The organism is Bacillus sp. SDLI1, from assembly GCF_001553895.1.
Lineage (GTDB): Bacteria > Bacillota > Bacilli > Bacillales > Bacillaceae > Bacillus > Bacillus siamensis.
This window is the reverse complement of sequence record NZ_CP013950.1, coordinates 3,690,483-3,703,378: the sequence shown is the minus strand read 5'-3', so window position 1 is coordinate 3,703,378 and position 12,896 is coordinate 3,690,483. Positions and strand designations below refer to the sequence as shown.

General features: G+C 45.8%; 16 protein-coding genes. 7 read left to right on the top strand and 9 right to left on the bottom strand.

What is annotated here, in order from left to right; all coding sequences use genetic code 11:
* Positions 1-78: 78 nt before the first annotated feature.
* Both sodA and AUL54_RS18175 read right to left on the bottom strand, forming a co-directional pair.
* A complete protein-coding gene (sodA, locus tag AUL54_RS18180; protein ID WP_060964747.1) occupies positions 79-684 on the bottom strand; it encodes a superoxide dismutase SodA in 606 nt (201 codons plus the stop codon).
* A 165-nt stretch (positions 685-849) separates the two neighbouring features.
* Positions 850-1,332: a DUF456 domain-containing protein gene (locus AUL54_RS18175; RefSeq protein WP_060964746.1), complete on the bottom strand. Its 483-nt coding sequence runs from the start codon at positions 1,330-1,332 to the stop codon at positions 850-852.
* Positions 1,333-1,489: 157 nt separating this feature from the next.
* Here AUL54_RS18175 and AUL54_RS18170 point away from each other — a divergent pair, with 157 nt between their 5' ends.
* From AUL54_RS18170 to ispG, 3 genes are all read left to right on the top strand, one after another.
* The gene (locus AUL54_RS18170) at positions 1,490-2,254 is read left to right on the top strand and encodes a DUF1189 domain-containing protein (protein ID WP_060964745.1); all 765 of its coding nucleotides are present in this window, start codon (positions 1,490-1,492) and stop codon (positions 2,252-2,254) included.
* Positions 2,255-2,346: 92 nt separating this feature from the next.
* The gene (locus AUL54_RS18165; RefSeq protein WP_016938938.1) at positions 2,347-2,649 is read left to right on the top strand and encodes a LysM peptidoglycan-binding domain-containing protein; all 303 of its coding nucleotides are present in this window, start codon (positions 2,347-2,349) and stop codon (positions 2,647-2,649) included.
* Between the two features lie 132 nt (positions 2,650-2,781).
* A complete protein-coding gene (ispG, locus tag AUL54_RS18160) occupies positions 2,782-3,900 on the top strand; it encodes a flavodoxin-dependent (E)-4-hydroxy-3-methylbut-2-enyl-diphosphate synthase (RefSeq protein ID WP_198698973.1) in 1,119 nt (372 codons plus the stop codon).
* A 30-nt stretch (positions 3,901-3,930) separates the two neighbouring features.
* Here ispG and AUL54_RS18155 read toward each other — a convergent pair whose 3' ends face one another.
* Positions 3,931-4,308, bottom strand: a complete 378-nt coding sequence (locus tag AUL54_RS18155; protein ID WP_101605443.1) for a DUF308 domain-containing protein — start codon at positions 4,306-4,308, stop codon at positions 3,931-3,933.
* A gap of 133 nt (positions 4,309-4,441) precedes the next feature.
* Here AUL54_RS18155 and AUL54_RS18150 point away from each other — a divergent pair, with 133 nt between their 5' ends.
* Positions 4,442-5,023 carry a 5' nucleotidase, NT5C type gene (locus AUL54_RS18150; RefSeq protein WP_060964742.1) on the top strand — a complete coding sequence of 194 codons (582 nt, stop codon included), beginning with the start codon at positions 4,442-4,444 and terminating at the stop codon, positions 5,021-5,023.
* Positions 5,024-5,052: 29 nt separating this feature from the next.
* On the opposite strand, the gene AUL54_RS18145 is transcribed toward AUL54_RS18150, so the two are convergent.
* A complete protein-coding gene (locus AUL54_RS18145; RefSeq protein ID WP_003153018.1) occupies positions 5,053-5,463 on the bottom strand; it encodes a zinc uptake transcriptional repressor Zur in 411 nt (136 codons plus the stop codon).
* Between the two features lie 123 nt (positions 5,464-5,586).
* Positions 5,587-6,468: a YitT family protein gene (locus AUL54_RS18140; RefSeq protein ID WP_060964741.1), complete on the bottom strand. Its 882-nt coding sequence runs from the start codon at positions 6,466-6,468 to the stop codon at positions 5,587-5,589.
* A gap of 118 nt (positions 6,469-6,586) precedes the next feature.
* On the opposite strand from AUL54_RS18140, the gene AUL54_RS18135 reads away from it, so the two are divergent.
* Positions 6,587-6,841, top strand: coding sequence for a DUF2624 domain-containing protein (locus AUL54_RS18135; protein ID WP_047475611.1), 255 nt, complete (start codon positions 6,587-6,589; stop codon positions 6,839-6,841).
* 30 nt (positions 6,842-6,871) lie between these two features.
* Here AUL54_RS18135 and AUL54_RS18130 read toward each other — a convergent pair whose 3' ends face one another.
* Both AUL54_RS18130 and AUL54_RS18125 read right to left on the bottom strand, forming a co-directional pair.
* Positions 6,872-7,765 carry a deoxyribonuclease IV gene (locus AUL54_RS18130; RefSeq protein ID WP_060964740.1) on the bottom strand — a complete coding sequence of 298 codons (894 nt, stop codon included), beginning with the start codon at positions 7,763-7,765 and terminating at the stop codon, positions 6,872-6,874.
* An 11-nt stretch (positions 7,766-7,776) separates the two neighbouring features.
* Positions 7,777-9,093: a DEAD/DEAH box helicase gene (locus AUL54_RS18125; protein ID WP_060964739.1), complete on the bottom strand. Its 1,317-nt coding sequence runs from the start codon at positions 9,091-9,093 to the stop codon at positions 7,777-7,779.
* A 165-nt stretch (positions 9,094-9,258) separates the two neighbouring features.
* Between AUL54_RS18125 and vrrA the strand changes: the two genes are divergently transcribed.
* Together vrrA and AUL54_RS18115 are read left to right on the top strand one after the other, a co-directional pair.
* Positions 9,259-9,966, top strand: coding sequence for a VrrA/YqfQ family protein (gene vrrA / locus AUL54_RS18120; protein WP_049627032.1), 708 nt, complete (start codon positions 9,259-9,261; stop codon positions 9,964-9,966).
* 122 nt (positions 9,967-10,088) lie between these two features.
* Positions 10,089-11,033, top strand: coding sequence for a 4-hydroxy-3-methylbut-2-enyl diphosphate reductase (locus tag AUL54_RS18115; protein ID WP_060964738.1), 945 nt, complete (start codon positions 10,089-10,091; stop codon positions 11,031-11,033).
* A gap of 20 nt (positions 11,034-11,053) precedes the next feature.
* Here AUL54_RS18115 and AUL54_RS18110 read toward each other — a convergent pair whose 3' ends face one another.
* Together AUL54_RS18110 and AUL54_RS18105 are read right to left on the bottom strand one after the other, a co-directional pair.
* A complete protein-coding gene (locus AUL54_RS18110) occupies positions 11,054-12,175 on the bottom strand; it encodes a Nif3-like dinuclear metal center hexameric protein (RefSeq protein ID WP_060964737.1) in 1,122 nt (373 codons plus the stop codon).
* Entirely contained in the window at positions 12,168-12,815 is a 648-nt protein-coding gene (locus tag AUL54_RS18105) for a tRNA (adenine(22)-N(1))-methyltransferase (RefSeq protein ID WP_235588431.1), read from the bottom strand. The genes AUL54_RS18110 and AUL54_RS18105 overlap by 8 nt, the downstream gene beginning before the upstream one ends.
* Between the last annotated feature and the right edge of the window lie 81 nt (positions 12,816-12,896).

The window sequence follows — 12,896 nt, the reverse complement described above, 5'->3', positions numbered from 1 at the left end:
ACTGAGATATGTAAAAAGGAATCAAAGTCAATAAAAAAACAAGGCCTCCCTCGGGAGACCTTGTTTGATCAGAACTATTTATTTTGCTTCGCTGTAAAGGCGGGCAACTTCATCCCAATTTACAACATTCCAGAAAGCTGAAATGTAATCAGGACGGCGGTTTTGGTAGTTCAGGTAGTAAGCGTGCTCCCAAACATCAAGACCGAGGACAGGCGTTTTACCTTCTGAAAGCGGTGAATCTTGGTTTGGCGTGCTTGTAATTTCAAGTTTGCCGTTGTTTACAACAAGCCAAGCCCAGCCGGAACCGAAACGGCCGGCAGCCGCTGCAGCGAATTTTTCTTTAAATTGATCGAAGCTTCCGAACGTGCTTTTGATCTCTTCAGCAAGCTCACCAGTCGGTTCGCCTCCGCCGTTTGGAGATAAAAGAGTCCAGAATAAAGAGTGGTTTGCATGTCCGCCGCCATTGTTGCGGACAGCTGTGCGGATATCCTCCGGCACTGCGTTTAAATCAGCGACAAGCTCTTCTACAGATTTCTCTGCAAGAGCTGATCCTTCGATCGCTTTGTTCAGGTTTGTAACGTATGTGTTATGGTGCTTCGTGTGGTGAATCGTCATCGTTTCCTTATCGATATGCGGTTCTAAAGCATCATAAGCGTAAGGCAGTTCTGGAAGTTTGTAAGCCATAATTTTTTTCCTCCTTTAAATATATGTACTGAAATGCCGCTTTTAGCGAACTTTTCTAATCTCAATGTAACAAAAGAAAGCAAGGTAATCAATGAAAAAGCTCACAATCCGGCGATTCCAGCAGACATATTACACTTTATCCGTTCACGGCCGAAATTAAACCTTCTAAAGCACCGTCCATAAGAAGTATCCAATCATAAAGAGCTGAATGACTCCTTTGGCCGCGACGCTTGTTAAAAAGCCGATTAACGAGCCCAGTCCCACTTTTGCCGCAGACTTGATATCCTTTTGATGAACAAATACCTCAGCGCAGACAGCACCGATAAACGGACCTAATATAATGCCTGCCACGGGAATAACAAAGGGCCCGATCAATAATCCGATCGTGCTCCCCCAGATCGCCGCCCTGCTCCCTCCGTACCTTTTGATGCCAAGTAAGTTTGACACATAGTCAGCTGCAAATAAAACGGCCGCAAATACCGCCTCAATGAGCCAGAAGAGGTAAGAATAAGGACTGAAGGAAAACAGAAATCCGTAGAGGAGAAAACCGGCCACGATAAATATAACGCTTGGGATCACCGGATACACAAGACCGATGAAAGCAATGACGAAGACCGCAATAATAATCAGCCAATACAAAACACTCATAACTTAAACAACCTCCTTTGTTTTACGGAGCATTACCGCTTCCGCTTTTTCTTAATATGTATGATTCCTTACCGCCGCTTTAAATACTCTCACTTGTGTTCATCTCCGGTGAACGATACAATAAGCAACATATACCAGTTTAGGCTAGGAAGTGAAGATGTTGAACATATTTACGGCTTTATTGAAAAGTACATACTCTCCGGCAGATATTGCAAAAACACGGTTTCAGGGGATAGGAAAAGCGATCCTTTATGTATTTTTGCTGTCTGTCCTTTTTACGTTGCCGAGCGCTTATTACCTTTGCTCCGGCACCGTAAACTCAATGAACGGTTTCAAAACCGTGTTAGAAAAAGATTTCCCTGATTTCAAAATTTCAAACGGTGAATTGCAGACGAAAGCTTCCGCCTCTAAGGAAACGGAAGCGAACGGGTTTGTTATCGTGTTTGATCCCACTGATGCGTACGGCGCTAAACAAATAGCGGCGAAACAAAACGCGATCGGCATTTTGAAGAATAAAATGGTGCTTGCAGTAGACGGACAGGCGACAGAAATGAATTATTCATTAATGCCTGCTGATATCACTAAAAGTGAAATCATATCAGCTTTAAACCAAAATAAAACGATGATCGTCGCCGTCCTTTCCGTTTTGCTGTTCATTATGACGGCGGCCGGCAAATTCATTGAAGTCTCATTTCTCGCCGTCATCGGGCTGATTATAAAAAATGCGCAAAGAAAGACATTGAATTATCAGCAGCTCTGGAAGCTTTCGGCTTATTCCATTACGCTCTCCACCATATTCTTTACGATTATGCGTGCGCTTGTCATTACGGTTCCGAGCGAATTTTTATTGAATTGGTTTGTAAACTTTATCATCCTTTTCCTCGTCTTAAAAGAGATACCGCCAAGAAAGACTGCTGTGTAACAAAGACCGCCCCCCGCGGTCTTCTTTTTTTGTCATGAACAAAATGGGACAAGCATACAATGAAGTAAACATGTATGCGGGAGGCGGTTGGAATGAAGCGGCTTACTTTTGTATTCGGCAGTTTATTTGTGATATTTATTATCTTTTATGATCTTAAAATCGGCACGATCCCTTCTCAAGGCCTTCCTGCATACGCTGCGGCGGCTCAGCCTGCAAATCAGGAAACATCATACAGAACGGTTACGGTCAAAAAAGGTGATACGGTGATGTCGATCGTCGGCGCACATAAAGCGCCGGATGATATTGTACAAGATTTTGAAGCGCTGAATCCGAATGTGAAAGCAAACGCCATTCAGGCGGGCACCGCTTATAAATTCCCCGTCTACCGTAATTAAACGTTAATTTCTTGTCAGTTCGGCAAATACACTGTTACAATATAATATGTAAATAGAAGTTGCCAGACATGTAAAAGGCTCAGCCTGCAGAAGCGGTAACTACAATTAAGGAGCGATTGACAAGTGAGTGAAATCACACATCGTACAAAAACGCGTCCCGTCAAAGTGGGACCTTTAACAATAGGCGGAAATAATGAAGTCGTCATCCAAAGTATGACGACGACCAAAACACACGACGTAGAAGCAACAGTGGCGGAAATCAACCGTTTAGCTGAAGCCGGCTGCCAAATTGTCCGGGTGGCATGCCCTGACGAACGCGCGGCGAACGCAATTGCCGACATCAAAAAACGAATTTCCATCCCTCTCGTTGTCGATATTCATTTTGATTACAAGCTCGCATTAAAAGCAATTGAGGGCGGCGCCGACAAAATCAGAATCAACCCCGGTAATATCGGCCGCCGTGAAAAAGTGGAAGCGGTCGTAAAAGCGGCTAAAGAAAAAGGAATTCCGATCCGAATCGGCGTAAACGCAGGATCATTGGAAAAACGAATTCTTGAAAAGTACGGCTATCCGACTGCTGACGGCATGGTTGAGAGTGCGCTTCATCATATAAAAATCCTGGAAGACCTTGATTTTCACGACATTATCGTCAGCATGAAAGCGTCTGACGTCAATCTCGCCATAGAAGCATACGAAAAAGCGTCAAAAGCATTTGATTATCCGCTCCACCTCGGGATTACAGAATCAGGCACGCTGTTTGCAGGAACGGTAAAAAGCGCGGCCGGACTCGGAGCGATATTAAGCAAAGGAATCGGAAACACGCTCCGGATCTCCCTGAGCGCCGACCCTGTTGAAGAAGTAAAAGTAGCCAGAGAGCTGCTGAAATCATTCGGTCTCGCTTCAAACGCGGCTACGCTTATTTCATGCCCGACATGCGGACGGATCGAAATTGATCTTATCAGCATAGCAAATGAAGTCGAAGAATACATTTCTAAAGTCAAAGCGCCGATTAAAGTAGCCGTTCTCGGGTGCGCCGTTAACGGACCGGGCGAAGCAAGAGAAGCCGATATCGGTATTGCCGGCGCCCGCGGCGAAGGACTTCTTTTCCGCAAAGGCCAAATCGTCCGCAAAGTCCCTGAAGAAACAATGGTCGAAGAGCTGAAAAAAGAAATCGACAAACTGGCAGAAGAACACTACGCAAAGCTTGAAGCAGAAAAAGCAAAAGCAGAACAAGACACACAAAAAGCTTGACGGATAATCCGCCAAGCTTTTTTTTGCGTGTTAGAAAAACGGTGTAATGAAGATGCCCAGCACAAGGGAAACAATACCGATTCCCATCGCCCAGCCGCCTAGAGCGCCCGCTCCTCTTCTTCTGGCGATATAGCCGACGATAATGCCGCATGCCCCTAATAAAACTGGGAGCACGAACAGGGAGATGATAGAAATAGCCAATGCTGCATACCCTATACCCCGGCCTTCGCTTACTCCGTCCCGGTTATCATCGCGGTCTGCTGCTCGGTCAGAAGCACGATATGGCTCTGAAATTTCGGCCGCTGTCTCTTCTGAATAAACATCACGCGTGATATCCGTTCCTTCCGATCCATGATCCACATAGTAGTCGTTGTCTTTTCGATTTTCGTAATCGTATGCCACCTTCAATTCCCCCTTTTTCTTTTATGAAAGGAGCTTTTTTAGTTTCCGCGTTTTTTACGGAATCATGTTTGCTAAACTTTGCTGGTATTGTCAATTGTTTATGTTACACTTGAAGGGATGAAAATATAGGAGTGTGGACATGTTACGGTTAGGTATAGATATTGACGGCACGGTTACGGCACAGGATACATTTGTCCCTTATTTAAACCGCTCATTTCATCTTTCCATTACCTTGGATGATATGACTGATTATGATCTGACCAAGCTTTTGAACATTACAGCTGAGGAGTTTTGGGAATGGATGAATGTTCATGAAGCAGCCATATATAAAGAAGCAAAGCTCGCGGAATTTGCGAAGCAGGCGCTGGACGGACTGAAAGAAGAGCATCGCCTCATCTACATTACGGCAAGACGCAGCCACTTAGAAGATGTCACGCTGGACTGGTTTGCAAACCGGGACGTTCATTACGATCACATTGAGCTTGTCGGGAGTCATCACAAAGTGGAGGCCGTCAAAAAACACGGCATTGACCTGTTTTTCGAAGATCACCACGGCAACGCGACAATGATCGCAAAAGAAGCAGGCATTCCGGTTATCCTTTTTGATTCCCCTTATAACCAGCTCCCCACCGATTCCAATATTATCAGGGTGCAGAATTGGCTTGAAGCCGTCGCCTGGATCAATAAAAACAAACACAGCCTTCAGCATGTCAGAAGCTGAAAAAACCTCCTGCTTATACAGGAGGTTTTTTATCGGCACGCCGGACAGGTGCCGTAAATTTCAAATTTATGACCGCTGATTTCATACCCTTCCAAATCATCGTGAAGCTTATCCATCGGACAGGACTCAATTTCCTTCGTTTTCCCGCAGGTTAAACAGATAAAATGGTGATGGTGATGGGTATAAGAGCATGTAAATCGGAACAGTTTTTCCCCGGACAGCTCCGTCGTTTCTAAAATACCGAGTTCTTCATATAACGAAAGATTTCTGTATATGGTATCAAAGCTCAAACCCGGATAGTCGTCGTTTAATGCGGCAAGCACGTTTTTGGCCGTCAGATATTTATCAGAATCAGCAAAAAGCTGCAGCATGTCTTCTCGCTTACTCGTATATTTATACCCTTTTTCTTTCAGCAGGTTCAACGCTTCTTGTACGTTCATGAGGACCTCCCCTTTACAACACGGTATCGCTCCAAAAAGAAAATGGCAGCTGAATGAACAGCAGGCCATTTTCTTATGCTGTATAAAATTATACCTATAAAATGACGAAAAGTAAACGAAAGCCTAGTGAATCGCGGTTTTGAACTTACCGCCCCTCGTTTCATGGGTATTCATGATCGTAATAAATGCGTTTTTATCAATTTCAAACACAATGGATTTCAACTTTGTCACTTCAAGCCTTGTCACGACCGCGTAAATGACTTCTTTGGTTTCATCTGTATATCCGCCTTTTCCCTGAAGCTTGGTGGTTCCCCTTCCAAGCCGGTGCAAGATCGCGTCTGAAATTTCCGCATACTGGTCTGCCACAATAATGACCGCTTTTGTTTCATCGAGACCCTGAATGACGGCGTCAATCGTTTTCATGGCAATATAATAAGTCATGAAAGAATACATCGCCTGCTCCGGACCGAACACAAAACCGGCCCATATAAAAATAAACACATTGATGAGCATAACGAATTCTCCGACTGAAAAGGGCAGCTTTTTTGTGAGAAGGATACCGAGTATTTCAGTACCGTCCATCGAGCCTCCGTTTCGGATGACAAGGCCTACCCCGAAACCGAGCAAAAGCCCGCCGAATACCGTCGCCAAAATAGGCTGGGTCGTAATGGCCTCCACATGGTGCAAGGAGGATTCAATCAGCGCTAAACCGACGATTCCGATAAAAGTAGAGATGAGAAATGTTTTGCCGATATATTTATATCCGAAAATCATAAATGGAATGTTGAGTAACACAACGAATAAGGCGAAATTGAGGAGGGGATTGGACATAAAGAGGTGGTCTAAAATTAATGAAACACCGATAATGCCTCCGTCGATAAAATTATTAGGGACCAGAAACAATTCAATACTTACGGCGGCTGAACCCGCCCCGATCAGAATCATGATGACCCTGAAGATAAAGTGTAAAAATGATTCTTTTTTGTGCTGTTTATTTGGGGTCATAAAATCTCCTTTCCTGTAATAACTATTTTAAACAGTAAGCAACTTCATTTTACCATTAAAAGCTGTAACATTTTAATAATTTGCTCAATACATTATGTCTAAAGAGGTGAAAGTATCGATGATTTTAATACAAAGAATCATTTTGCAGCGGCTCAATCAAGCCACTGCGGACGACCTGCTGAAATATTCAAAGCAATACGGAATCAGCATTACGAGAAGTCAAGCGGCTGAGGTAGCGGCTCTGATGCACGGAAAAAATATCAATATTTTTGATGAACAGGAGCGGCTTCGCCTGCTGAAAAAAGTGGAAACGATTACCTCAAAAGAAACGGCTCGGAAAGTTGACGAACTTTTCAATCAATTTTCAGGGTAAAAAAAGGAGGGGCAATTCCCCCCCTCCTTTTTATTGAGCTGATATTTTTTCAAGAAGCTCCTTGTCAAACTGCTTTTCTTTCAGCATTTCGATTTCAAAACGGTACGGCGGCTTCTTATTTTTCTTGTCTTCGCCTACATAAGGTGTTTCGAGGATTTTCGGAATATCGGCAAGCTGCTCGTGATGAACAATGTACTGCAGAGCGTCAAAACCGATCTCTCCGAACCCGATGTTTTCATGACGGTCTTTACGGGCTCCCCTGATATTTTTGCTGTCATTCACATGAAGGACTTTTATCCGGTCGATGCCGACGATTTTATCAAACTCATTAAGAACGCCGTCAAAATCATTGGCAACATCATATCCTGCATCATGGGTGTGACAAGTGTCAAAGCAGACGGAAAGATGTTCATTATGTGTGACGCCCGAAATGATCTCGGCAAGCTCTTCAAAACTTCTTCCGCATTCTGACCCTTTGCCCGCCATTGTCTCCAGCGCAATCTGGACGCTTTGGCCCGGATCAATCACTTCGTTTAATCCTTCAATGATCTTTTTGATGCCCGTTTCAGCACCGGCTCCGACATGCGCTCCTGGGTGAAGCACGATCTGTTTCGCGCCGATCGCTGCCGTTCTTTCAATTTCAGAACGCAGAAAATCAACGCCCAGCTCAAATGTTGCCGGGTTTGTCGTATTTCCGATGTTAATGATGTACGGCGCATGCACGACAATGTCACCGATGCCGTTTTCCTTCATATGGGCGCGGCCCGCTTCAATATTCAAGTCTTCAATTTTTTTGCGGCGCGTATTTTGGGGAGCGCCCGTATAGATCATAAATGTGTTCGCCCCGTATGAAACGGCTTCCTTGCTTGCGGCAAGGAGCATATGTTTTCCGCTCATTGAGACGTGTGAGCCTATTTTCAGCAACCCGATTCCCCCTACTTTCCTCTGTTAGATTGGTTTCTTCTCTGCTTCTTTTTAATTTTTTCCATTTCGTAGCTCATTTTCTTTTTATAGCCCGGCTTTACTTTTTTCGGCTTTTTCACAAGGCGTTTCGCCATTTGGTCAGCCTCATTTGCCGTCTTTTTGCGATTTTTACGGCGGTGGCGGTCATCGCCTTTCTTCCATTCCCCGTTTACAAGCTCCGCATAGTCAAACACAATGCCCATCTTTTCGAGTCTTGCGAGCGCATCTTCGTCAGAAAGCTCGTATATAGTCAGTGCTTGGCCTGATGAACCGGCGCGTGCGGTTCTTCCGACGCGGTGAACATAAAAATCCAGATCGTCCGGAAGCTCGTAGTTGATGACATGGCTTACGCCTTTAATGTCAATTCCTCTTGCCGCAAGGTCTGTCGCAATGACATAAGTGAATTCCAGATCATTAATCTGCTTCATTACCTTTTTACGTTCACGCGGCGTTAATCCCCCGTGCAGAAGGCCGATTCTCATGCCTTTTTCGGTCAGGTATTTTGCAATATGGTCAGCCGTATTTTTCGTATTGGCAAACACGATGCCCAGATAAGGATTCAGGTTCGACATCATATCAAAAAGCAGTTTGTCTTTATCACGCTGTTTAGAAGGAACCAAAACATGTTCGATCTTTTCGGCTGTGATCCTTTTCGGCTCAACATGAGCGTATTTCGGATTTTCCATATACTTTTTCAAAAACGGCTTCAGCTTTTCCGGAATCGTAGCTGAGAAAACAAGCATCTGCAGTTGTTCCGGCATACGGGATCCGATGTAATCAACGTCTTCTAAAAAGCCCATATCAAGCATCAGATCAGCTTCGTCAATGACGAGAGACTGCGCTTTATACACGTTCAATGCCTGCGCTTTAATCAGATCCGCAATCCGGCCCGGCGTTCCGACGACGAGATGAGGCTGTGTTTTCAGCTTATCAATTGATTTTTGCTTGTCCGTTCCGCCGATAAAGCATTTTGTCCGGATCGGCCCGTCTTCGGCACCCTGTGTGATTTTGAGCGCTTCCTGATAAATCTGATTGGCAAGCTCTCTCGTCGGCGCCGTGATAACCGCCTGCACCGTATCAGAATCCGGATCAATCCGATTCAGAATAGGCAATAAATAGGCGTGGGTTTTTCCCGTCCCCGTCTGGGACTGCCCGATCACGCTTTCGTTTTTCAATACAGCGGGTATCAGCCGCTTTTGAATATCTGTCGGTTCATAAAAACCAAGGCGGTGAACTGCATCTATAATAAACGGTTTTAAGTTGTATCCATCAAATTTAGTTTCTTTCATTTTTCCCAGCTCCTTAAAGCGGCACATTCTGTGTCCATCATCACATTATAACCGATTTTACTTAAAAACACCATGTCTTGGGGGAATCCTGTTTTCCGGACAGAAAAGCAAATGCCCCCTCCGATGCATATTGTAATAGCAGAGAGACAGAAAGGAGGTACAAGTATGTTTCCACAGCAGCCGATGAGAAATATGGCGCAGCAGGGCCGGCCGTTGATGAACCCGCGGATGATGATGAGAGGCAGACCGTCATTGCCGGGCCGGCAGATGATGCAGCAGGGCCGGCAGTTTTTCCCTCAGCAGCAGATGGCCGGAGCAGGTTTGAGAAACGCAGGCACAGGCGGAGGAGGCTTAAAAGGAATGCTTTCCCGTTTTTTACCCGGATCAGGAGGAAGCGCTGCCGGGTCCGCACCGGCAGCGGCCAGCGGAGGAGCAGGCGCAGGCCTGCAGGGATTGCAGGGAATTCAGAGTCTGGCAAGTCCGGCATCCCTGTCGAGCATGCTCGGCAATGTTCAGAAGGTGCTCGGCGTGGCGCAGCAGGTTACGCCGATGATCCAGCAGTACGGCCCTTTAGTGCGGAATCTGCCCGCCATGATGAAGCTTTACAGTCAATTAAGCAGCAGCGATGATGAGAATGAAGATAGCGAATCCGGCGAGACAAAAGAAACAGCCGAACAGGACAAAAAGGATGAAGATGAAAAAACGGACGAAACTGAAGGTGAAAACAAATCAGACGCCTCATCTAAAACATCAAAGAAGACGTCTGAAAAAGCATCCGCTTCACAAGAAAAAGACGAAACTGAAGCAACATCAGCGGAACAGCCGCGTCCAAAAAGAACATCGGGCAGATCAAAGCCGAAATTATATATTTAACATTCTTTGATATCTCACGAAAGATTAGCTATAATGAGATCAGAAGAATGCAAGATTTGAGCCGTTTAACTACGGCTTTTTATATTGCCTCTACACTCACTTTTGATAGGAGGACATCTACATTGGACGTTATCAAAATCTCGCCGCGCGGCTATTGTTACGGCGTTGTTGATGCCATGGTCATAGCCAAAAACGCGGCACTCGATAAAAGTTTGCCAAGACCTATATATATACTCGGAATGATCGTTCATAATAAGCATGTCACAGATGCGTTTGAAGAAGACGGAATTTACACGCTTGACGGCACTAACCGTCTGGAGATTTTAAAGCAGGTGGAAAAAGGAACCGTTATTTTCACCGCACACGGAGTATCTCCGGAAGTAAGAAAAGCCGCTGAGGAAAAAGGGCTTGTTGCGATTGACGCCACATGCCCGGACGTCACGAAAACACATGACTTAATCCGAAAAGTAAAAGCAGAAGGCTACCACGTCATTTATATCGGCAAAAAAGGCCACCCCGAGCCAGAAGGAGCCGTCGGCGTCGCCCCTGAAATCGTTCATCTCGTTGAAACAGAGGAAGACGTGAGAAACCTCGATATTCAGGCTGAGAAATTAATCGTTACAAACCAAACGACCATGTCCCAGTGGGACGTCCATGATATTATGGAATCAGTCCAAGAAAAGTACCCGCACGTGGAATATCATCAGGAAATCTGTCTGGCCACACAGGTTCGTCAAGAAGCTGTCTCAGAGCAGGCAAAAAAAGCGGACTTAACCATTGTTGTCGGCGATCCGAAAAGCAATAACTCCAACAGGCTGGCTCAAGTGTCAGAAGAAATCGCCGGAACAAAAGCCTACCGCATCGGAGACATCAGTGAATTGAAGCTCGAATGGCTCAAAGACGTCAATACCGTCGCCGTTACCGCGGGCGCTTCAACACCGACACCGATTACAAAGGAAGTCATCCGGTTTTTAGAGCAGTTTGACCATAACGATGAATCGACATGGCAGCTTGAGCACAATGTGCCGCTCAAAAAAATCCTTCCGAAAGTAAAAATAAAAAACTGAGGCCCCTGGCCTCAGTTTTTTTATAGGAAGGTAAATGGATTTGTGTCTGTTTCGGAAGCGAAAATACGCACGTCGTAATTTTTCTCCCCGGCCATTGCCGTAAGCTTCTCAGCAGTGCCTTTTCTCATGATCTTTTCAGCATAATGCCCCGGGTCTACGACGTTTAACCCCATCATCATCGCGTCATGCGCTACATGGAAATAAAGGTCGCCCGTCACGTAAACATCTGCACCCTTCCGCTTAGCCTGGTAAATATATTTATTTCCGTCACCGCCAAGCACTGCGACTTTTTTCACCTTGCTGTTTCGCTCTCCGACCATCCGGACTCCGTTGACGTCAAATTTCTCTTTCACAAACAGCGCAAACTCTTCAAGCGTCATGTCTTGCTGAAGTTTTCCGATGCGGCCGAGTCCTTTTTCAAGCGGGGACTGCTCCACCGGATAAATATCATACGCCACCTCTTCATACGGATGGCTTTTTTTCAGCGCTTTTACGATGGTTTTCTCCATACTTGCCGGAAAAACGGTCTCAAGTCTCACTTCATGGACGAGTTCCAGCTCTCCCGTCTGTCCGATAAACGGGTCTGCCCCGTCCAGCGGTTTAAAGCTGCCGATTCCCTCAGAAGAGAATGCGCAATGGCTGTAATTGCCGATATGTCCCGCTCCGGCATTGCCGAGTGCGGTTCTTACAGCTTCTTCATAGTCTTTCGGCACATACACGGCTAGCTTTTTCAGCGGGTCCGAATATGTCGGAACGAGCACTTCTGTGTCTGTCAGGCCGAGAGCTTCCGCAAGCAGATCGTTAACACCGCCGTCCGCCACATCAAGATTCGTATGAGCCGCATATACGGCAATATCATGCTTTATACATTTCTCAATCAATCTTCCGCCAGGCTGATCGGTGGTGATCTGTTTAAGCGGCCGAAAAATCGGCGGATGGTGAGCGATAATTAAGTCAACCTTTTTTTCAATGGCTTCATCCACCGTCTGTTCCAGAACATCCAGCGTGACCATGACATTTTTCACCGGCTTATTCAATGTGCCGATCTGCAGACCGATTTTGTCTCCTTCCACCGCAAAAGCCTTCGGTGAAAATTGTTCAAACAGCTGGATGATTTCCTGTCCGTTCACATGTTTAGGCATGTCCGATTACCTCCTTCAGCAGTATGATCCGCTCTTTCAATTCAGCTAATTTTTCATGGTTTTCATTCTTTGCGCTGCGGCTGATCTGTTCATAAATTTGTTCAGTATGCTTAAGTTCCTGACTCCATTTCCGAAGAAACACTTCACTCTTTTCTTTTAACAAAAACGGACCGGCAAGCATTCCGGCAGCCATCGTGGTGTCCCGGTACGGCGCATCACGGTCGCCGGTTTCCGCGACGAGTATTTCATAACACTTACCGTCTTCTTCGAGAATCACTTCGTCAATCAGTTCATAGCCTTCCTGATAAAGCCACTCTCTTATATGAACGGCATGAATATTCGGCTGCAGAATCAGCCGTTCACGCCCCGTCAGTTTTGTTTTTCCGGACTCCAAAATATGAGCGATCAGCGCTCCGCCCATGCCCGCGATTGTGATGGCGTCCGCTTCTCCCTTTTCAAGGACGCTCAGCCCGTCACCTTTCCTTACGGAGATAAGGGCGCTTAAGTCCAGTTTTTCCACCTGCTGTTTGGCGGATAGAAACGGCCCGTCTGTAATTTCACCGGCGATTGCGCGGCTTGCCAGATGATTCAAAACGGCATAGCAGGGAAGATACGCATGGTCTGACCCGATATCAGCCACCAGGGCACCTGGAGGGATATATTCCGCTACAGACTGCAATCTTTTAGATAACTTCATTTCATTCACAATATCACAACTTTT

Excerpts from the sequence above, each read along its gene's own strand:
- sodA (WP_060964747.1), bottom strand. The coding sequence starts at position 684 with ATGGCTTACAAACTTCCAGAACTGCCTTACGCTTATGATGCTTTAGAA.
- vrrA (WP_049627032.1), top strand. The coding sequence starts at position 9,259 with ATGTTTCCACAGCAGCCGATGAGAAATATGGCGCAGCAGGGCCGGCCG.
- AUL54_RS18165 (WP_016938938.1), top strand. The coding sequence starts at position 2,347 with ATGAAGCGGCTTACTTTTGTATTCGGCAGTTTATTTGTGATATTTATT.
- AUL54_RS18150 (WP_060964742.1), top strand. The coding sequence starts at position 4,442 with ATGTTACGGTTAGGTATAGATATTGACGGCACGGTTACGGCACAGGAT.
- AUL54_RS18110 (WP_060964737.1), bottom strand. The coding sequence starts at position 12,175 with ATGCCTAAACATGTGAACGGACAGGAAATCATCCAGCTGTTTGAACAA.
- AUL54_RS18170 (WP_060964745.1), top strand. The coding sequence starts at position 1,490 with ATGTTGAACATATTTACGGCTTTATTGAAAAGTACATACTCTCCGGCA.
- AUL54_RS18175 (WP_060964746.1), bottom strand. The coding sequence starts at position 1,332 with ATGAGTGTTTTGTATTGGCTGATTATTATTGCGGTCTTCGTCATTGCT.
- AUL54_RS18140 (WP_060964741.1), bottom strand. The coding sequence starts at position 6,468 with ATGACCCCAAATAAACAGCACAAAAAAGAATCATTTTTACACTTTATC.
- AUL54_RS18135 (WP_047475611.1), top strand. The coding sequence starts at position 6,587 with ATGATTTTAATACAAAGAATCATTTTGCAGCGGCTCAATCAAGCCACT.
- AUL54_RS18125 (WP_060964739.1), bottom strand. The coding sequence starts at position 9,093 with ATGAAAGAAACTAAATTTGATGGATACAACTTAAAACCGTTTATTATA.
- AUL54_RS18145 (WP_003153018.1), bottom strand. The coding sequence starts at position 5,463 with ATGAACGTACAAGAAGCGTTGAACCTGCTGAAAGAAAAAGGGTATAAA.